The 19,521-nt window shown below is 70.2% G+C and carries 14 protein-coding genes and 1 tRNA gene; 8 read left to right on the forward strand and 7 right to left on the reverse strand.

What is annotated here, in order from left to right; genetic code table 11:
- Positions 1-17: 17 nt before the first annotated feature.
- The 6 genes from lptB to J2847_RS08125 form a co-directional block, all read right to left on the reverse strand.
- On the reverse strand, positions 18-794 hold the full coding sequence (lptB, locus tag J2847_RS08100; protein ID WP_209778469.1) for an LPS export ABC transporter ATP-binding protein: 777 nt from the start codon (positions 792-794) through the stop codon (positions 18-20).
- Positions 791-1,678 carry an LptA/OstA family protein gene (locus tag J2847_RS08105; RefSeq protein ID WP_209778574.1) on the reverse strand — a complete coding sequence of 296 codons (888 nt, stop codon included), beginning with the start codon at positions 1,676-1,678 and terminating at the stop codon, positions 791-793. The genes lptB and J2847_RS08105 overlap by 4 nt, the downstream gene beginning before the upstream one ends.
- Positions 1,678-2,439 carry an LPS export ABC transporter periplasmic protein LptC gene (lptC, locus tag J2847_RS08110; RefSeq protein ID WP_209778471.1) on the reverse strand — a complete coding sequence of 254 codons (762 nt, stop codon included), beginning with the start codon at positions 2,437-2,439 and terminating at the stop codon, positions 1,678-1,680. The genes J2847_RS08105 and lptC overlap by 1 nt, the downstream gene beginning before the upstream one ends.
- 25 nt (positions 2,440-2,464) lie before the next feature.
- On the reverse strand, positions 2,465-3,496 hold the full coding sequence (locus J2847_RS08115; protein WP_209778472.1) for a KpsF/GutQ family sugar-phosphate isomerase: 1,032 nt from the start codon (positions 3,494-3,496) through the stop codon (positions 2,465-2,467).
- Positions 3,497-3,665: 169 nt separating this feature from the next.
- Entirely contained in the window at positions 3,666-4,292 is a 627-nt protein-coding gene (locus J2847_RS08120; RefSeq protein WP_209778474.1) for a ribonuclease D, read from the reverse strand.
- Positions 4,293-4,407: 115 nt separating this feature from the next.
- Positions 4,408-4,494 (reverse strand) — tRNA-Leu (locus tag J2847_RS08125).
- 243 nt (positions 4,495-4,737) lie between these two features.
- Here J2847_RS08125 and J2847_RS08130 point away from each other — a divergent pair.
- Positions 4,738-5,709, forward strand: coding sequence for a complex I NDUFA9 subunit family protein (locus J2847_RS08130; RefSeq protein ID WP_209778476.1), 972 nt, complete (start codon positions 4,738-4,740; stop codon positions 5,707-5,709).
- A 175-nt stretch (positions 5,710-5,884) separates the two neighbouring features.
- Positions 5,885-7,051, forward strand: coding sequence for an MFS transporter (locus J2847_RS08135; protein ID WP_209778478.1), 1,167 nt, complete (start codon positions 5,885-5,887; stop codon positions 7,049-7,051).
- A gap of 8 nt (positions 7,052-7,059) precedes the next feature.
- Here J2847_RS08135 and J2847_RS08140 read toward each other — a convergent pair whose 3' ends face one another.
- Entirely contained in the window at positions 7,060-7,860 is an 801-nt protein-coding gene (locus J2847_RS08140) for an undecaprenyl-diphosphate phosphatase (protein ID WP_209778480.1), read from the reverse strand.
- Positions 7,861-8,237: 377 nt separating this feature from the next.
- On the opposite strand from J2847_RS08140, the gene J2847_RS08145 reads away from it, so the two are divergent.
- From J2847_RS08145 to J2847_RS08170, 6 genes are all read left to right on the forward strand, one after another.
- On the forward strand, positions 8,238-9,704 hold the full coding sequence (locus tag J2847_RS08145) for an NAD(P)-dependent oxidoreductase (protein ID WP_209778482.1): 1,467 nt from the start codon (positions 8,238-8,240) through the stop codon (positions 9,702-9,704).
- A gap of 117 nt (positions 9,705-9,821) precedes the next feature.
- Positions 9,822-14,369, forward strand: coding sequence for a glutamate synthase large subunit (gltB, locus tag J2847_RS08150; protein ID WP_209778484.1), 4,548 nt, complete (start codon positions 9,822-9,824; stop codon positions 14,367-14,369).
- Positions 14,370-14,615: 246 nt separating this feature from the next.
- The gene (locus J2847_RS08155) at positions 14,616-15,071 is read left to right on the forward strand and encodes a GNAT family N-acetyltransferase (protein ID WP_085555388.1); all 456 of its coding nucleotides are present in this window, start codon (positions 14,616-14,618) and stop codon (positions 15,069-15,071) included.
- Between the two features lie 119 nt (positions 15,072-15,190).
- Positions 15,191-16,678: a tetratricopeptide repeat protein gene (locus J2847_RS34085; RefSeq protein ID WP_267912506.1), complete on the forward strand. Its 1,488-nt coding sequence runs from the start codon at positions 15,191-15,193 to the stop codon at positions 16,676-16,678.
- Between the two features lie 161 nt (positions 16,679-16,839).
- The gene (locus tag J2847_RS08165) at positions 16,840-17,508 is read left to right on the forward strand and encodes a glutathione S-transferase family protein (protein WP_209778486.1); all 669 of its coding nucleotides are present in this window, start codon (positions 16,840-16,842) and stop codon (positions 17,506-17,508) included.
- Positions 17,509-17,625: 117 nt separating this feature from the next.
- Entirely contained in the window at positions 17,626-19,254 is a 1,629-nt protein-coding gene (locus J2847_RS08170) for a hypothetical protein (RefSeq protein WP_209778489.1), read from the forward strand.
- The last annotated feature ends 267 nt before the right edge of the window (positions 19,255-19,521 follow it).

Below are 19,521 nucleotides of genomic sequence, written 5' to 3' on the forward strand. Positions count from 1 at the left end.
GGACAGGGAACCGAGTGCTAGAGGCTGAACCGGTCGCCGAGGTAGACCCGGCGCACATCCTCGTGCGCCACGATCTCCGCCGGCCCGCCCTCCATTAGTACCACACCATCGTGCAAAATATATGCCCGATCGACTAGGTCTAAAGTTTCTCGCACGTTGTGGTCGGTGATGAGCACGCCGATTCCCCGGTCGCGCAGGTGCCCGACCAGCTCGCGGATGTCGTTCACCGCGATCGGGTCGATGCCGGCCAGCGGCTCGTCGAGCAGGATGAAGTGCGGCTGCCCGGCCAGCGCGCGGGCGATCTCGACACGGCGGCGCTCGCCGCCCGACAGCGCCAGGGCGGGGGCGCGGCGCAGATGGGTGACGGAGAATTCGGCCAGCAGCTCGTCCAGCATCGCCTCGCGCGCGTCGCGGTCGCTCTCGACAACCTCCAGCACCGAGCGGATGTTGTTCTCCACCGTCATGCCGCGGAAGATCGAGGCCTCCTGCGGCAGGTAGCCGATGCCGAGCCGGGCGCGCCGGTACATCGGCAGGGCGGTGATGTCCTGCCCGTCCAGCGTGATGGTGCCGGAATCGGCGGCGATCAGCCCGGTGATCATGTAGAAGCAGGTCGTCTTGCCCGCCCCGTTGGGGCCGAGCAGCCCGACCGCCTCGCCGCGCTGGACGCTGACCGTCACGTCGCGGACGACCGGGCGCTTCTTGAAGGACTTGCCGAGATGGCGGGCGACCAGCCCCTCGGCGGGAGCGGCCGCGGTGGCGGCGGCGCCCGGCCCGTTGGCGGTCAGCACGGTCACGGCTTCGCCGCCGCCGGCCTGGCGCCGGAGGCCGGCCTGCCCTGGGAGCCGCCCGCTTCCGGACCGTTCTGGCCGGGGATCAGCAGGCCGCTGACCCGCCCGGCGGTGGGGCCGGCGATGACGCGGTTGATCTTGGTGTTCATGTTCATCTCGGCGGCCTCGCCGTTCAGCTGGTTGTCGCCGCGCGTGATCTTCACGTTGCCGATCAGCACCGCGACGTTGTCGGCGACCGAATAGACCATCTTGTCCGACAGCGCGACGTCGGTCGCCGTCGTCACCACGACGCTGCCCGACCCGTCGATCCGCTCCATCTGGGTGGAGCCGTCCGGCATCTTCCTGAGCTGGCCGATCAGCACGTCGGCGCGCAGCCGGTCGGCGCCGCGCACCGCCACCGCGTCGCCGCGCGCCACGGTCAGCTCGCGCGCCTCGTAATATTCCAGGCTGTCGCGGGCGGTCACCACGTCCTTGGTGGTGATCAGCTTCAGGTCCTTGCCGGTCACCACGGCGACCTGCTTGTCGACGTCGTAGACGCCGTGGTCGCCGAACACCTGCTGGTTCGGGCTGACCACGCGGACGGCGCCGTCGGCGACGAGCTGGAAGACCTCGTTCCCCTTGCCGGGGACCTCGCGGTAATAGGCGGTCAGCACGTCGGCGAAGACGGTCGATTCGCCGCGCTTGGCCGAGGCGTTGCCGCGCGCCACGTAGGCGCGGACGTCCTGATGCCACTCGATCGCCTGGTCGGCGTTGACCTCGACCGGGATCTTGCCGCCGCCCATGCCGGGCAGCCCCTGGGCCAGGGCCGCGCCGGGCATGACGACGCCGCCGGCGCCCCCGGCGGCGAGAAGGGCGAGGACGGCGGCCAGCCGGCTGCGCGTGGAATGCATCACCGCTTCTTACTCCCCGGACGCTCGGCGGCCTGAACCTCGGCCTTGGACTGGTTGAGGAAGACCACCGTCTTGCCGCGGTCGGTCATGCGGAAGCCCTTGGCGTTGATCTCGCCCTGCGGCCCCTGCCCGGTCACGGGGGCGTCGCCCCAGGCGTTGCCCTTGCGGATGTCGGTCTCCGCTTCCTCGGTGGTGAACTCGTTTCCGTCGTCGCGCATGACGCGGACGTTGCCGCGCATCAGCAGGATGCCGGTCACCTGGTTGTACCAGCCCTTGTCGGAACGGATCGTCACCCAGGTGCCGGCGGTCTCCGTCATCTCCGCCTCGGGCAGGTCGAGCAGCACGATGTCCGGCTGGTCGGTCGACTTGTCGGCCTTGGCGGCGACCAGGGAGAAGGGCTGGTTGTGCTCGTCCAGGCTGAAATAGCGCGGCTTCAGCATCTCGCTCTGCCCCTTGTCCGCGGCGATGCGCGGGGTCGGCAGGCTGGTCAGCGACGGCCACGCCGCCAGCAGCGCCACCAACGCCAGGGCGGCGGCCGGCAGCACGAACTTCATGGCGGAGACGAAGCGGCTGTAGACCCGGCTGACCGGGCGGGTGTCGCGGCGCCGGTGGGCGCGCGAGGCTGCCGTCAGGTGATGCGGGACCGGGCCGGCGGCCAGGGGCAAGGCCGGAGCCGGGGCGGCGCCCTGCGGCGGAACGGCCGGACGGGTGCCCGGGCGGGCCTCGGCCCGCAGTTCCTGGACACCATCCTCGATGCTCATGGGCGGCTTCTCCGCTCGGCCGTGGTCAGGCGGCGCCCGCCCGCAGGCAATCGTGGATGTGCACGATGCCCAGCGGCCGGTCGGCCTCGATCACGAACAGGGTGGTGATCTGCTTCTCGTTCATCACCCGCAACGCCTCGGCGATCAGCGCCTTCGGCCGGATCGTCTTGGGATGGGGCGACATGATGCGGTCCGCGCGTTCCGCCAGCAGTTCCGGGGCGAGATGGCGGCGCAGGTCGCCATCGGTGATGATCCCGACCAGCGCGCCATCACCGTCGGTGACGCCGACGCAGCCGAGCCGCTTCGCGGTCATCTCAAAGATGACGTCGGACAGCGGGGAATCAAGACGGCAGAGCGGCAGCCCGTCGCCCGCATGCATGACGTCGGTCACCTTCAGCAGCCCGCGGCCGAGCTGCCCGCCCGGATGGAATTCGCGGAAATCGGCGGCGGAGAAGCCCCGGCGCTCCAGCAGCGCCACGGCCAGCGCGTCGCCCAGCGCCAGCATCATGGTGGTCGAGGTGGTCGGCGCCAGCCCCAGCGGGCAGGCCTCCGGCACCGGCGGCAGGACCAGCGCCACGTCCGACTGCTCGGCCAGCGCCGAGGCGGCCCGGCGCGTCATGCCGATCAGCGGGATGTCGAAGCGGCGGGTGTAGGCGATGATGTCCGACAGCTCGTGGGTGTCGCCGGAGTTGGAGAGCGCCACCACCGCGTCGTCGCGGGTGATCATGCCGAGATCGCCGTGGCTGGCCTCGCCGGGATGGACGAAGAAGGCCGGCGTGCCGGTGGAGGCCATCGTCGCCGCGATCTTGCGGGCGACGTGGCCCGACTTGCCCATGCCGGTGACGATGACGCGGCCGCGGATGCCGTGCAGCGTGTCGAGCGCCCGCAGGAAGGCGCCGTCCAGCCCGTCGGCCAGCGCGTTCAGCGCGTCGGCCTCGGTGCGCAGGACGCGGGCGGCGCAGGCGATGTCGTCCGCCCGCGTCCTTCCGGACCCGGAGGTCACGGATCCGGCCAGATCGCCGATCGCTTCCGCCGCCTCGTTCAACAAGCTGGTCATGGACGCAGGATGCCTTCTGGAAGAAACACGGCGCCGCCCGCCGGAACGAGCGCGGGCGGCGCCCCGCGAAGGGGGCAGTATGCCCACCGGCGGGCGTCGGGTCAAACCCACGGCCGGATGGACAGGGTTTGTCCCACCTTTGGGAGAGGACGCGACTTTGTGCGAAGGGTCAATGCGCCAGGATGTCCGGAACTTCCCAGCCGCCGAGGTCGAGCTCGCCGCGCGCCGGCAGGAAGTCGAAGCAGGCCTGCGCCAGATGGGTCCGCCCCTCGCGCGCCAGCATGACGTCGAGCTTGGCCTTCAGGTCGTGCAGGTGCAGCACGTCCGACGCCGCGTACTTCATCTGCTCGGGGGTCAGCTCGGAAGCGCCCCAGTCCGAGGACTGCTGCTGCTTGGACAGCTCGACGCCGATCAGATCCCTGGTCAGGTCCTTCAGGCCATGGCGGTCGGTGAAGGTGCGGACCAGCTTGGAGGCGACCTTGGTGCAGTAGACCGGCCGGCAGGAGACGCCGAGATAGGCCTTCATCACCGCCACGTCGAAGCGGGCGAAGTGGAACAGCTTGGTCACGGCGGGGTCGGCCAGCAGGCGCTTCAGGTTCGGCGCCTCGTACTGCCCCTTGCGGAACTGGACGAGATGCACCGCCCCGTCGCCGGCCGAGAGCTGGACCAGGCACAGCCGGTCGCGGTGGGGGTTCAGCCCCATGGTCTCGGTGTCGATGGCGACGGCGTTGTCGCGGGCGTTCGCCGCGAGGTCGAGGCCGTCCGGCAGATCGCCGTCATGAAGATCGATGGGCATGGTCGGTTCCCGGCAGAAGGCCCCCGGCCACGGACCCTAGAAACGACGAACGCCGCTCTGCACGGTCGCCCCGGATCGGGGAGTTGTGCATGCGGCGCAGCCGGGTAGAAAGAAATGGTGCCCAGGAGAAGACTCGAACTTCCACGACATTTCTGCCACAGGTACCTGAAACCTGCGCGTCTACCAATTCCGCCACCTGGGCTCGGTGCTCGGTGTGTGGACGGGTTTTTAGTGACCGGGCCGGGGGCCGTCAACAGCTTTTTTCTCGGGATCGTCATTTTTCCGGAACGGTCCGGCCGCCAGGAGCTGCTCCCATGGATGGGAGGCCCTAGCCGGACGGGGATGCTTTCGCTATAAGCATCGGCGCATTCATGTCCTAGAGATCAGGTCCGGGCGGCGCGCCAGCTAAGGGAGCCCGCGCGACACGGCACGGGGGAGACGGTCGATGTCCTATCGCACTCAGGTTATCACGGTGTTCGGCGGGTCGGGCTTCATCGGCCGCCACCTGATCCGGCGCCTCGCCAAGTCGGGCGCCGTCGTCCGCATCGCGACGCGCAACCCGGCCAAGGCCGGCTTCCTGAAGACCGCCGGCGCCGTCGGCCAGATCGTCCCCTTCGCCACCGACGTGACCAAGGACGAGTCGGTCGCCCGCGCGCTCCGGGGCGCCGACATCGCCATCAACCTGATCGGCGTGCTGTACGAGCGGGGAGCCCAGAGCTTCCAGGCCGCCCATGTCGACTGCGCCGCCCGCATCGCCCGCATCGCCGCCGTCGGCGGCGTGTCGCGTCTGGTGCATGTCTCGGCGCTGGGCGCCGACGCCGCCTCGCCGGCCTCCTACGCGCGCTCCAAGGCGGCGGGCGAGCAGGCCGTGCTCGACGCCTATCCGGCGGCGACCATCCTGCGGCCGAGCATCGTCTTCGGGCCGGAGGACAATTTCTTCAACAAGTTCGCCGCGATGGCGCAGATCGCCCCGGCGCTGCCGCTGATCGGCGGCGGCAAGACCCGCTTCCAGCCGGTCTATGTCGGCGACCTCGCCGACGCCATCGTCGCCTCGCTGGATCTCGACAGCGCCAAGGGCCGGACCTTCGAGCTGGGCGGCCCGCGCGTCTACAGCTTCCGCGAACTGCTGGAGCTGACGCTGAAGACCATCCAGCGCAAGCGCTTCCTGGCCACCATCCCGTGGAGCGCCGCCGAGACGCTGGGCGGCGTGCTGGAGAAGGTGCCGGTGCTGGCCCCGGCGCTGACCCGCGACCAGGTCGAGCTGCTGAAGCGCGACAACGTGGTGTCGCCGTCGGCCGCCGGCTTCGCCGACCTCGGCATCACCGCGCTGACCTCCTGCGAGGTGCTGGTGCCCACCTATCTGGGTCGCTTCATCGTCGGCGGCCGCAACCCGACGGTGGCCGGCGGCGCGCACTGAGCCGCAGCGCCCCCGCTTCGCCAACGACAGCCCCGGCCGCCGCGCCGGGGCTTTTTTCATGGCAGCCCTGCCGGAGGGCGGACACCCCCCGGCTTGATTTCACGGGGACGGGGCGGCATGTCCGGGCCTCCGCCTTCCGGCCCGGCGGCGGAACACCAACCGGCGGGAGGCGATCATGACGGACAGCGAAGCAGGCCGCACGCAGGCGGCGCGGCGGGCAAGCCGGACCGCCTTCCTCCTGAACGGCACCGTCTTCGGCGTGTGGGCCACCCACATCCCCGCCATCAAGGCGCATCTGGATCTGAGCGCCGCCGTGCTGGGCACGGCGTTGCTCTGCCTCGCGGTCGGCGCGCTGACGGCGATGGTCGCCAGCGGCCCCCTGCTCGGCCGGCTGGGCAGCGCCCCGGTGACGCGGGCCACGGCGCTCGCCTTCGCCGGCCTGCTGCCCCTGCCCTCGCTGATGCCGGACGTCGCGTCGCTCTGCGCCGCCCTGTTCCTGTTCGGCGCGGCCGGCGGCACGATGGACGTCGCCATGAACGCCCAGGGCGCCCTGGTGGAGCGCCGGCTCGGCCGCCCGGTCATGTCGTCGCTGCACGGGATGTGGAGCCTCGGCGGCCTGACCGGGGCCGGGGCCGGCGGGCTGCTGCTGCCGCTGCTGCCGGCACCCGTCCAGGCCGGGCTGGTCGCCGCCGTCCTGCTCGCCCTCTTCCTGGCGACGCAATCCAGTCTGCTGCCCGACCGCGAGAGCGCGGGAGAGGGCGGCCTCGCCCTGCCCGACCGCGACACGCTGCTGCTGGGGGCGATGGCGATGCTCGCCTTCATGAGCGAGGGCGCCATCCTCGACTGGAGCGCCATCTATCTGCGCGAGGATCTGGAGAGCGCCACGGCGCTCGCCGGCTTCGGTTTCGCGATCTTTTCCGGCGCCATGGCGCTCTGCCGCTTCTTCGGCGACCGGCTGCGCCAGAAGGTCGGCGCGGTGGCGCTGGTGCGGGCGGGCGGGCTGCTGGCCGCCGGCGGGCTGGCGCTCGCCATGCTGGGCGGGACGCCGGCGCTGGCGCTGGTCGGCTTCGGGCTGACCGGTATCGGCCTGTCGAACATCGTCCCGGTGCTGTTCAGCGCCGCCGGGGCCGCGGAGGAGGGACCGGGGAGGATGTCCGCCGCCCGCTCGATCGCCGCCGTCTCGACGCTCGGCTACACCGGGGTGCTGGCCGGGCCGGCGCTGCTCGGCTTCGTGGCGGAGGCGAGCAGCGTCGGGGCGTCCTTCGGTCTGGTCGCGGCGCTGATCCTGGCGATCACCGCCATGGCCCGGCGGGGCGTGCGGGTGCCCGCCCGGCCGTTGTGACCTGACCGTTACAGATAGAGGTAGGCCAGCATCCCGCTGCCGATGGCGATGCGGTACCAGCCGAACGGCGTGAAGCCGTAGCGGCCCACGAAATCCACCAGCGTCTTGACCACCAGCGCCGCCGCGATGAAGGCGGTGACGAAACCGACCGCGATCAGCGCCGCGTCGTCGAGGTTCATCACGCCCCAGTTCTTGTAGAGGTCGTAGGCTGTCGCCCCGGCCATGGTCGGCACCGCCAGGAAGAACGAGAACTCGGCCGCCGCCTTGCGGTCCACCCCCATCAGCAGCGCGCCCAGGATGCTGGCGCCCGAGCGCGACACGCCGGGCACCAGGGCCAGGCACTGGCACAGCCCGATCTTCAGCGCCAGCGGCGCCGAGAAGCTCTCGATCTGGTGATAGCGGGCGACCGGGACGAAGCGCTCGACCACCAGGATGGCGACGCCGCCGACGATCAGGGCGACGCTGACCACGGTCGGGTTGAACAGCAGGGTCTTGATGATCCCATGCAGCCCGGCGCCCAGAACCATGGCCGGCAGGAAGGCCAGCAGCACCGCCCGCACGAAGCGGCGCGCGCCCGGATCGTCGGCCAGCCCGGTGGCGACCTTCCACAGCCGGGCGAAATAGACGACGCAGATGGCCAGGATGGCGCCGAGCTGGATCACCACCTCGAACACCTTGCCGGGCGGTCCCTCGAAGCCGAGGAAGGTGTCCAGCATGATGAGGTGGCCGGTGGAGGACACCGGCAGGAACTCGGTCAGCCCCTCCAGGAGGCCCATCAGGACGGCGTCCAGATATTGATCGATCAGCATGCGGTGCTGCGCCTTCGACGGAGTGGGGGAACACTGTCCCGGCTTATAGCACCCGCCCTGAAGCTTGGCGATGTCGAGGGGTCGGTACCCCTCTTTGGGTGAAAGGACCGTTTCGGGACTAATTTTCTTTCCGATTTTACGAAACCGCCGATATGCGGACCAATCCGGTCTGGATTACGAATGAAAAGGTCAACAAACGATACCTATCGTCCGTTTTGTGCTTCCACCGCGCCGCAGCATGCGTTATATGACGAGCGTCCGCCGGTGCGCGGACGTTCGGTTTCAACCCAGCCGAGGGTCCTAGGGCAACCGCCGGGACTCCCCGGTCAGGCGGTCGCCCCTCACGGCGCGGTGCCGCGTAGAAGGAGCAGAAGGTCATGGCGAGCCAGAAGATGTTGGGCTTCGTGCACACCGCGCAGAAGATGCCCGACAAGCGCACCGCCGAGGAGCGCCGCCAGGACTTCGCCGAGATCTACGCCCGCTTCACCGACCAGCGCGCCAACGAACAGGCCAACCGCTGCTCGCAGTGCGGGGTTCCCTTCTGCCAGGTCCACTGCCCGGTCTCCAACAACATCCCCGACTGGCTGAAGCTGACCGCCGAGGGCCGGCTGGAGGAGGCCTACGAGACCTCGCAGGCGACCAACAACTTCCCGGAAATCTGCGGCCGCATCTGCCCGCAGGACCGGCTGTGCGAGGGCAACTGCGTCATCGAGCAGTCGACCCACGGCGCCGTGACCATCGGCTCGGTCGAGAAGTACATCAACGACACCGCCTGGGAGCAGGGTTGGGTCAAGCCGCGCACGCCGGTGCGTGAACTGGGCCTGTCGGTCGGCATCGTCGGCGCCGGCCCCGCCGGTCTGGCCGCCGCCGAGGAGCTGCGCGCCAAGGGTTACGAGGTCCATGTCTATGACCGTCACGACCGCATGGGCGGCCTGCTGGTCTACGGCATCCCCGGCTTCAAGCTGGAGAAGGACGTCGTCGGTCGCCGCGTCCAGCTGCTGGCCGACGCCGGCGTGGTCTTCCACCCGAACTTCGAGATCGGCCGCGACGCCTCGCTGGCCGATCTGCGCCAGCGCCACGTCTCCGTGCTGATCGCGACCGGCGTCTACAAGGCGCGCGACATCAAGGCGCCGGGCTGCGGCCTGAAGAACATCGTGCCGGCGCTGGACTACCTGACCACCTCCAACAAGGTGAGCCTGGGCGACAGCGTCGCGGCGTTCGAGGACGGCTCGCTGAACGCCAACGGCAAGAAGGTCGTGGTGCTGGGCGGCGGCGACACCGCCATGGACTGCGTGCGCACGGCGATCCGCCAGGGCGCCACCTCGGTGAAGTGCCTCTACCGCCGCGACCGCAAGAACATGCCGGGCTCGCAGCGCGAGGTCGCCCACGCCGAGGAGGAGGGCGTCGAGTTCGTCTGGCAGGCCGCCCCCGAGGGCTTCACCGGTGAGAACCGGGGGGGCGACGACGTCGTGACCGGCGTGCGCGCCGTGCGCATCCATCTCGGCGTCGCCGACGCCACCGGCCGCCAGACCCCGCAGGTGATCGAGGGCTCCGCGTTCACCGAGGAGGCCGATCTGGTCATCAAGGCGCTGGGCTTCGAGCCGGAGGACCTGCCGGGCGCCTTCGGCGCGCCCGACCTGACCGTCACCCGCTGGGGCACGCTGCTGGTCGACCACCGCACCAAGATGACCAGCCTGGACGGCGTCTTCGCCGCCGGCGACATCGTGCGCGGCGCCTCGCTGGTCGTCTGGGCCATCCGCGACGGCCGCGACGCGGCGGAGGCGATGCACGCCTACGCCCAGGCCGAGACGCAGCGCGTCGCGCTCGCCGTCGCCGCCGAGTAAAGCGACAGTCCCCCCCCGCGCGAGCGGGGGAGGGCCAGGGTGGGGGCACGTCACCCCGCCACATCCCCAGGGGTCCAGCCCCCCAGGTCCACGTTCAGACTGTGAAAGGGTCGTTCCATGACCACCGAGTTGAACCAGGGTGAGCAGTTCGTCGCCGATTTCCGCGCCAACGCCGCGGCGCTGACCACTGCCAACGCCTACAATCCGGAGGATGAGCACGACGCCTGCGGCGTCGGCTTCATCGCCGCGATCGACGGCAAGCCCCGCCGTTCGGTGGTCGAGAAAGGCATCGAGGCGCTGAAGGCGGTCTGGCACCGGGGTGCGGTGGACGCGGACGGCAAGACCGGCGACGGCGCCGGCATCCACGTCCAGGTCCCGCAGAAGTTCTTCAAGGACCATGTCAGGGTCATCGGCCACCGCGCGCCCGACAACAACCTCGCCGTCGGCCAGGTGTTCCTGCCGCGCGTCAGCCTGGACGCGCAGGAAGCCTGCCGCTGCATCGTCGAGACCGAGATCCTGGGCTTCGGCTACTATATCTACGGCTGGCGCCAGGTGCCGATCAACGTCGACATCATCGGCGAGAAGGCCAACGCGACCCGGCCCGAGATCGAGCAGATCATCGTCGGCAACACCAAGGGCGTGTCCGACGAGCAGTTCGAGCTGGACCTCTACATCATCCGCAACCGCATCGAGAAGGCGGTGCGCGGCGAGCAGATCAACGACTTCTACATCTGCTCCCTGTCGGCGCGCTCGCTGATCTACAAGGGCATGTTCCTGGCCGAGCAGCTGACCACCTTCTACCCCGACCTGACCGACGAGCGGTTCGAGTCGAGCTTCGCCATCTACCACCAGCGCTACTCGACCAACACCTTCCCGACCTGGCCGCTGGCCCAGCCCTTCCGCATGCTCGCCCACAACGGCGAGATCAACACGCTGAAGGGCAACGTCAACTGGATGAAGGCGCACGAGACCCGCATGGAGCACCCGGCCTTCGGGGCGCACATGCAGGATCTCAAGCCCATCATCGGCGTCGGCCTGTCCGATTCCGGCGCCTTCGACTCGGTGTTCGAGGTGATGGTCCGCGCCGGCCGCACGGCGCCGATGGTCAAGATGATGCTGGTGCCCCAGGCGCTGACCAGCTCCAAGACCACGCCCGACAACCACAAGGCGCTGATCGCCTACTGCAACTCCGTCATGGAGCCGTGGGACGGCCCGGCCGCGCTCGCCATGACCGACGGCCGCTGGGTCGTCGGCGGCATGGACCGCAACGGCCTGCGCCCGATGCGCTACACCATCACGACGGACGGCCTGATCATCGGCGGGTCCGAGACCGGGATGGTCAAGATCGACGAGACCCAGGTGGTCGAGAAGGGCCGCCTCGGGCCGGGCGAGATGATCGCCGTCGACCTGCTGGAGGGCAAGCTCTACCACGACCGCGCGCTGAAGGACCATCTGTCGGCCCTGAAGCCGTGGGGCCAGTGGGTCAAGAACACCACCCACCTCGACGAGCTGGTCAAGGACGCCGCCCAGAAGGGCGAGCCGTCGGAGATGGACAAGGCCGAGCTGCGCCGCCGCCAGATGGCCTTCGGCCTGACCATGGAGGACATGGAGCTGATCCTCCACCCCATGGCCGAGGACGGCAAGGAGGCCATCGGCTCGATGGGCGACGACAGCCCGATCGCCGTGCTCTCCGACAAGTACCGTGGCCTGCACAACTTCTTCCGCCAGAACTTCTCCCAGGTCACCAACCCGCCCATCGACTCGTTGCGCGAGCGCCGCGTGATGAGCCTGAAGACGCGGCTGGGCAACCTCGGCAACATCCTGGACGAGGACGAGAGCCAGACCCGTCTGCTCCAGCTCGACAGCCCGGTGCTGACCACCGCCGAGTTCCGCGCCATGCGCGGCTACATGGGCGACACGGCGGCCGAGATCGACGCCACCTTCCCGGTGGACGGCGGCCCCGACGCGCTGCGCGACGCGCTGCGCCGCATCCGCGTCGAGACCGAGGACGCCGTGCGCGGCGGCGCCAGCCACGTCATCCTGACCGACGAGGCGATGGGGGCCGCCCGCGCCGCCATCCCGGCGATCCTGGCGACCGGCGCGGTCCACACCCACCTGATCCGCAGCAACCTGCGCACCTTCACCTCGCTGAACGTGCGCACGGCCGAGTGCCTGGACACCCATTACTACGCCGTGCTGATCGGCGTCGGCGCCACCACCGTCAACGCCTATCTGGCGCAGGAGGCGGTGGCCGAGCGTCACCGCCGCGGCCTGCTGGGCTCGCTGCCGCTGGAAAAGGCGATGGCCAACGTCAAGAAGTCGATCGACGACGGCCTGCTGAAGATCATGTCCAAGATGGGCATCTCGGTCATCAGCAGCTACCGCGGCGGCTGCAACTTCGAAGCCATCGGCCTGTCCCGCGCCCTGGTCGCCGAGCATTTCCCGGCGATGGTCAGCCGCATCTCCGGCATCGGCCTGAACGGCATCCAGAAGAAGGTGCTGGAGCAGCACGCGGTGGCCTACGACAACGCCGTCGTGGCGCTGCCGGTCGGCGGCTTCTACCGCTTCCGCAAGTCGGGCGACCGCCACGGCTGGGAGGGCGGCATCATCCACACCCTCCAGCAGGCCGTCACCAACGACAGCTACACCACCTTCAAGAAGTATTCCGAGCAGGTGAACAAGCGGCCGCCGATGCAGCTGCGCGACCTGCTGGAGTTCCGCTCGACCAAGCCCGCCGTCCCGGTGGACGAGGTCGAGAGCATCACCGCCATCCGCAAGCGCTTCATCACCCCCGGCATGTCGATGGGCGCCCTGTCGCCCGAGGCGCACGGCACGCTGAACGTCGCGATGAACCGCATCGGCGCCAAGTCCGACTCGGGCGAGGGCGGCGAGGATCCGGCGCGCTTCCGTCCCGACAAGAACGGCGACAACTGGAACTCGGCGATCAAGCAGGTGGCGTCGGGCCGCTTCGGCGTCACCGCCGAGTACCTGAACCAGTGCCGCGAGCTGGAGATCAAGGTCGCCCAGGGCGCCAAGCCCGGCGAGGGCGGGCAGCTGCCCGGCTTCAAGGTGACGGAGATGATCGCCAAGCTGCGCCACGCCACCCCCGGCGTGATGCTGATCAGCCCGCCGCCGCACCACGACATCTACTCGATCGAGGATCTGGCCCAGCTCATCTACGACCTGAAGCAGATCAATCCGGACGCGAAGGTGACGGTGAAGCTGGTGAGCCGGTCCGGCATCGGAACGATCGCCGCCGGCGTCGCCAAGGCCAACGCCGACATCATCCTGATCTCGGGCCACTCGGGCGGCACGGGCGCCAGCCCGCAGACCTCGATCAAGTTCGCCGGCCTGCCCTGGGAGATGGGCCTGTCGGAGGTGCATCAGGTCCTGACGCTGAACCGCCTGCGCCACCGCGTGCGTCTGCGCACCGACGGCGGCCTGAAGACCGGCCGCGACATCGTCATCGCCGCCATGCTGGGTGCGGAAGAGTACGGCATCGGCACCGCCAGCCTGATCGCCATGGGCTGCATCATGGTGCGCCAGTGCCACTCCAACACCTGCCCGGTCGGCGTCTGCGTGCAGGACGAGGCGCTGCGCGAGAAGTTCGTCGGCTCGCCGGAGAAGGTCGTCAACCTGTTCACCTTCCTGGCGGAAGAGGTCCGCGAGATCCTGGCCAAGCTGGGCTTCCGCACGCTCAACGAGGTGATCGGCCGCACCGACCTGCTGCACCAGGTCAGCCGTGGCGCGGAGCATCTCGACGACCTCGACCTCAACCCGCTGCTGGCCCAGGTCGATCCCGGCGAGAACGCGCGCTACTGCACCCTCCAGGGCCGCAACGAGGTGCCGGACACGCTCGACGCCCGCATCGTCGCCGACGCCCGCCCGCTGTTCGAGGAGGGCGAGAAGATGCAGCTCGCCTACAACGCGCGGAACACGCAGCGCGCCATCGGCACGCGGCTGTCCTCGATGATCACGCGGAAGTTCGGGATGTTCGGGCTCCAGCCCGGCCACATCACCGTCCGCCTGCGCGGCACCGCCGGCCAGTCGCTGGGCGCCTTCGCGGTGCAGGGCATCAAGCTGGAGGTGATGGGCGACGCCAACGACTATGTCGGCAAGGGCCTGTCGGGCGGCATGATCGTGGTGCGCCCGCCGGTCAGCAGCCCGCTGCTGTCCAACGAGAACACCATCATCGGCAACACGGTGCTGTACGGCGCCACCGCCGGCAAGCTGTTCGCCGCCGGTCAGGCCGGTGAGCGGTTCGCGGTGCGCAACTCCGGCGCCACCGTGGTGGTGGAGGGCTGCGGCTCCAACGGCTGCGAGTACATGACCGGCGGCACGGCGGTGATCCTGGGCAGGGTCGGTGACAATTTCGGCGCCGGCATGACCGGGGGCATGGCCTACATCTACGACGCCGACGACCAGCTGCCGCTCTACATCAACGACGAGAGCGTCATCTTCCAGCGCATCGAGGTCACGCATTACGAGGCCCAGCTGCGCGGCCTGATCGAGGAGCACGTCGCGGAGACCCAGAGCCGCTTCGCCGCCGAGATCCTGAACGACTGGGAGCGCGAGCTGACCAAGTTCTGGCAGATCGTGCCGAAGGAGATGCTGAACCGTCTGGCCGTTCCGGTGACGCTGCCCAAGGCGATCCCGGCGGAGTGACGGCCCGTCTGCAAGCCCCTCTCCTCCTGCGGGAGAGGGCTTCGGACGGCCTTTCGCGAAGACTTCCACCAAGACTTCCACAGGGGCGGTCCCATCCGGGCCGCCCTTTCTCTTTGGGCGCACTCCCGGCTCCCATCGCGACCAATGGACCGTTCGCCTATTTCCGCATTCCGGAATATTCTGGTGTGTGGATGGTTGATGCAGGCGGACCCGACCACCGCCCCGCAACCGACGAAAGGAGGGCGCATGCCGGCAGGCGACGGCTTTCGCATCGTGATCCGCATGGCCCGCGCGACCGACGCGCCGCGCTGCGCCGAGATCTTCCTCCACGGCCGCCGCACGGCGTTCTCCTGGCATCCGGCCGACCGCTTCGGCCTCGACGACTATTACGATTGCGTCCAGGAGGACGAGGTGATGGTCGCCGAGGTGGACGGGCTGGTCGTCGGCTTCGTGTCGATCGACGAATCGGAACGCTTCATCCACAACCTGTTCATCGACGCCGCCTGGCACAAGCGCGGCATCGGCTCCGCCCTGCTGCGCGAGGCGCTGGCCCTGCTGCAAGGCTCCGCCCAGCTCGCCTGCGCGGCGCGCAACGCGGCGGCCCGCGCCTTCTACGAGCACAAGGGCTGGACGCCGGTCCCGCCTCCCCCCTCGGACCATCCCGAACCGCTGGTGCTCTACCGGATGTCGCGGGCGGGCTAGAGCGCGGCCGGTTCGGGCGTTTCCCAGGATGCCCGCGGTCGCGCCCGTGCTAGAAGGAACCGGCACCCGGCACATCACCCGCGCGCAGGAGAAGCGTCATAGCGACCATCGCCGAAGCGCTGAATCTGGCACTCGACCACCACCGGCAGGGACGGATGGAGGAGGCGGGCATTCTCTACGGCCGCATCCTCGACGCCGACCCGGACCAGCCCGACGCCCTGCACCTGCTTGGCCTGCTGCGTGCCCAGCAGGGACACCCCGCGCAGGCGCTGGAGCTGGTGGACCGGGCGCTGGCCCTGCGCGGCGACCGCGCGGCGTTCCACGTCAACCGCGCCAAGCTGGCCCTGGTCCTGGGCCGCCCCCAGGAGGCCGGCCACGGCCTGCGCCGCGCCCTGGCCCTGGACCCGGCGGCGCCGGACGCCTGGGAGCAGGCGGCCTCCCTCGCGGAGCGCGGCATCGATCCGCCATGGGATCCGCCGTGGGATTGGCGACAGGCTCTCCGCCGCGCCGTCCGGCTGGGACGGCGGGATCTGGCGGCCCGGCTGGCGGCCCTGGGGCGGCAGCACGGCGACGCCATCCTGCTGGACGACGCCGTCGCCGCCGGAGCCTGCGACGCCGACACCTTCTACGCCCTGGGCAACGCCCGGCTCGATGCGGGCCGTCCGGCCCCGGCGGCCCGCGCCTACCGCGCGACCCTCTGCCTGCGGCCGGACGCCCACGCGGCCTTCTACAATCTGGGCGTGGCCGCCTTTTCCTCCAGGGATTTCGACAGCGCCGAGCGGGCCTTCGCGCGCGCCGGCACCGTCCGCCCGGACGACCTGCAAGCGCTCGACTACCGCGCCGTCGTCCTCCACGCCGCCCATCGGCTGTCCGAGGCGGCGGCCCAGACCGACCTGCTGCTCGACCGCAAGAACGCGCTGGCGCCCGCGGCACCGCCCCTGCCGGAGATGCCCAGCCATCCCGGCCGGCGCCGGCGCGACGTGATCGCCTTCAGCCTGTGGGGCGACCGGCCGGAATACACGCAGGGCGCCATCGAGAATGTCCGGCTGGCGCGGGAGCTTTATCCCGGCTGGATCTGCCGGATCTACCACGACGGCTCGGTGCCGGCCCCCGTTCTCGCCGCGCTGGACGCCGCCGGAGCGGAGCGGGTGGCGATGCCCGCGGGGAAAGCGGCGACTCAGGGAACCCTGTGGCGCTTTCTGGTGTCCGACGACCCCGACGTGGCGCGTTTCCTGTGCCGGGACGCCGATTCCCGGCTGAACCGCCGCGAGCGGGCCGCCGTGGACGAATGGCTGGCCTCGCCGCACCCCTTCCATGTGCTGCGCGACCATGTGCTGCACAGCGAGGTCATGCTGGCGGGGCTGTGGGGTGGTCTGGCCGGCCTACTGCCGCCGCTGCCGCCGCTGTTCGACACCCACACCGCGCGGGGAACCGACCGGCTGAGCGACCAGCGCTTCCTGCGCGACGTGATCTGGCCGCGCATCCGCACGCGCTGCCTCGTTCACGACAGCGCCCACCCCCGCCACGGCCGTCCCTTCCCCCCCGTGACCATCGAGTCGCGGTTCACCTTCACCCATGTCGGGGCCAGCGTCCGGGTGGAGGGGTGAAGGTCGTGGCCGGCCGGGCCTGAAGCCGCGATCGAAACCGCGATTCGGGGACCGGGCGCGACGCTCCGGCCGATGGGGGCGGTCATCCCCCGAACGGACGAGCGCCCACCCCGCCGCCCGGGCTGTTTTCCTTTGCTGCGTTGCGCTACAGTCCCGCCGCCATGAGGACCCTGTACCACCACCCGCTCCACACGCTGTCGCGAATCGCCCGCGTGATGCTGGCCGAGAAGGGCCTGCCCTTCGATCCGGTGATCGAGAAGCCGTGGGAGCGGCGCACCGACTTCCTCAAGCTGAACCCCTCCGGCGAGGTCCCGGTCCTGGTCGAGGAGGACGGCACCATCGTCGCCGGCGGGCTGGCGGTGGTCGAGTATCTGGAGGAAGCCTACCCCGACGTGGTCCTGCTGCCGCGCGAGATCGCCCACCGGGCCGAGGTGCGGCGGCTGGTCGACTGGTTCACCCGCAAGTTCGAGCGCGAGGTGACCGAGAATCTCGTCGGCGAGAAGCTGATCAAGCGGCTGTCCGGCGAGGGCCACCCCTTCGCCCCGGCGATCCGCGCCGGGCTGGCGAACATCCACTACCACCTCGACTACATCGCCTTCCTGTCGGAGCGGCGCCCCTGGCTGGCCGGGCCGAGCTTCACGCTGGCCGACATCGCGGCGGCGGCGGAACTCTCCTGCCTCGACTACATCGACAATGTGCCGTGGGACCGGCACGGCGAGGCCAAGGACTGGTATGCCCGCATCAAGTCACGGCCCAGCTTCCGCGCCCTGCTGGCCGACAACATCACCGGCAGCCCGCCGCCCAGGCATTACGCCGACCTGGATTTCTGACCGGGGGGCTCGGCGGATCGGCGGGTCGGCGGTTCGTCCGTCTCCCATTCAGACGATGGACCGGCGTCGCGTATCAGGCTTAACTGAGGGCAAACAACCCCTTGGGAGAGCCTCCAAATGCGTCGTCCGTCCGTCCGTCCCCTCACACCCGGCGCGCTCGCCGGCGGCCTGTTCGTCCTGGTCGCCGCCGCCTGGACTCCGGTCCGGGCCGAGGTGCCCGTGGTCGATGACGCCGGCGCCCGCGCCCTCGCCGCCACGCTGAAGAGCGGCCTCAACCGCTGGTTCCCCGCCGCCACCGAGGACAGCGAGGGCATCGGCTTCGAGTGGGAGGGCGAGCCCACCGTCAAGCCGGCCGGCGACCATTACGACGTCGCCCTGCCCCGCCTGTCGGCGGAGGGTCCCGAGGGCACGCGGATCGAGGTCGGCACCGTCCTGCTGACCGTCACGCCGCGCGACGCCGGCCAGTTCGGCATCGCCGTCACCCTGCCCGGCAGGATCGCCGTCCAGCAATACGACGAGGAGGAGGACGATTACGCCGAGGCCGCCACCGTCACGCTGGGGCGCCAGAACTTCACCGGCACCTGGTCGGCCCCGCTGGAGACCCTGCTGACGGTCGACGCCGCCTACAACGACGTCACGGTCATCAGCCCGGACGGCAAGGGCAGCATCGCCATCGGCTCCCTGACCATGGCCCAGGACCTGAAGCCCGACGGCGCCACCACCTGGAGCGGCCCGGCCGCCATCGCCATCGGCGGCGTGGTCGGGCTGGACGAGAAGAAGCGTGAGATGTTCAAGCTCGGCGGGCTCGCCATCGAGAACAGCTACGTCCGCGCCGACCTCGCCAAGATCGGCGCCCTCCAGAAGCTGTCGCAGCAGCTCGCCGCCAGCGGCAAGACCCCGACCTCGGCCGAGGTGCTGCCCATGCTGCGCGGCCTGATCGGCAGCGCCACCGGCAAGCTGCGGCTGACCGGCCTGTCGGCGACCGACAGCTCGGACGGCTCCACCGTCACGCTCGGCCAGCTCGCCTTCCAGGGCGGCGTCACGGATCTCGACCAGGGCTTCGCCACCGCCAGCTTCGGGCTGGAGGCGCGCGACTTCGCCATGACGCCCTCGCCGGCCCCGTCGGCCTTCACGCCCAAGGCGGTCGATGTCCAGCTCTCGCTCGCCAAGCTGCCCACCACCGCGCTGTGGCAGACCTTCAGCGACCTGATCGTCGCCGCCGAGGCCGAACAGAAGGCCGCCGCCGAACCGCCCAAGAAGGGCGCCAAGGGCAAGCAGCCGCCGGCCGCCCCGGCGCCGGCCGCCGCCGATGTCGCCATGCAGAAGGCGATGGCCGCCCTGATCGAGGCGGGCAGCGAGCTGCGGCTCGACAAGCTGGCGGTCGACACGCCGGCCACCGCCGGCAGCGCCACCGGCGCGCTGCGCGTCGCCCCCCAGTCGCCCTTCGGCGTCACCGGCGGGACGGTCGTGCTGCTGAAGGGGCTGGACGCCGCCGTCAAGGCCTTGCAGCCGGCCCCCGGCGCCAAGCCCGACAAGGAGACCCAGGACGTCCTCGGCATGATCGGCATGCTCCAGGCGATGGGGCAGGTCAGCCAGGATCCGGGCGGCGCCGAGGTCCGCAGCTACAAGATCGACGTGACCGAGACCGGCCAGCTCCTGCTGAACGGCGCCGACATGGCGCCGCTGCTGGCCGGCGGCGCCGAACCGGCCCCGGCCGAGCCGCCCAAGAAGGCCCCCAAGAAGTAAAGGGACGGGTCAAGCAACCGCCCTCCTTTCCCATCCGCCATGCCCGGCCTCGAGCCGGGCATCCACGCGCAAACTCCCGACACCCATGGCGGTACGCCCGTGGATGACCGGGCCAAGCCCGGTCATGACCTGGTCGGGGGAGCTGGCGCGCTGTTTCCGTGCGTCTCCCGGCCCAGCCGGACACTTCGCTTCACCAGCGCCGCGCAACCACGACGGGACGGGAAAACATCCCCGTCCCGTCGTGCGCGCGGTGTTTCTGCGCCCATG

It is taken from the genome of Azospirillum agricola (assembly GCF_017876095.1).
GTDB lineage: Bacteria > Pseudomonadota > Alphaproteobacteria > Azospirillales > Azospirillaceae > Azospirillum > Azospirillum agricola.

Excerpts from the sequence above, each read along its gene's own strand:
- J2847_RS08135 (WP_209778478.1), top strand. The coding sequence starts at position 5,885 with ATGACGGACAGCGAAGCAGGCCGCACGCAGGCGGCGCGGCGGGCAAGC.
- J2847_RS08120 (WP_209778474.1), bottom strand. The coding sequence starts at position 4,292 with ATGCCCATCGATCTTCATGACGGCGATCTGCCGGACGGCCTCGACCTC.
- J2847_RS08130 (WP_209778476.1), top strand. The coding sequence starts at position 4,738 with ATGTCCTATCGCACTCAGGTTATCACGGTGTTCGGCGGGTCGGGCTTC.
- J2847_RS08165 (WP_209778486.1), top strand. The coding sequence starts at position 16,840 with ATGAGGACCCTGTACCACCACCCGCTCCACACGCTGTCGCGAATCGCC.
- lptC (WP_209778471.1), bottom strand. The coding sequence starts at position 2,439 with ATGAGCATCGAGGATGGTGTCCAGGAACTGCGGGCCGAGGCCCGCCCG.
- J2847_RS08145 (WP_209778482.1), top strand. The coding sequence starts at position 8,238 with ATGGCGAGCCAGAAGATGTTGGGCTTCGTGCACACCGCGCAGAAGATG.
- J2847_RS08140 (WP_209778480.1), bottom strand. The coding sequence starts at position 7,860 with ATGCTGATCGATCAATATCTGGACGCCGTCCTGATGGGCCTCCTGGAG.
- J2847_RS08155 (WP_085555388.1), top strand. The coding sequence starts at position 14,616 with ATGCCGGCAGGCGACGGCTTTCGCATCGTGATCCGCATGGCCCGCGCG.
- J2847_RS08170 (WP_209778489.1), top strand. The coding sequence starts at position 17,626 with ATGCGTCGTCCGTCCGTCCGTCCCCTCACACCCGGCGCGCTCGCCGGC.
- J2847_RS08105 (WP_209778574.1), bottom strand. The coding sequence starts at position 1,678 with ATGCATTCCACGCGCAGCCGGCTGGCCGCCGTCCTCGCCCTTCTCGCC.
- J2847_RS08115 (WP_209778472.1), bottom strand. The coding sequence starts at position 3,496 with ATGACCAGCTTGTTGAACGAGGCGGCGGAAGCGATCGGCGATCTGGCC.
- gltB (WP_209778484.1), top strand. The coding sequence starts at position 9,822 with ATGACCACCGAGTTGAACCAGGGTGAGCAGTTCGTCGCCGATTTCCGC.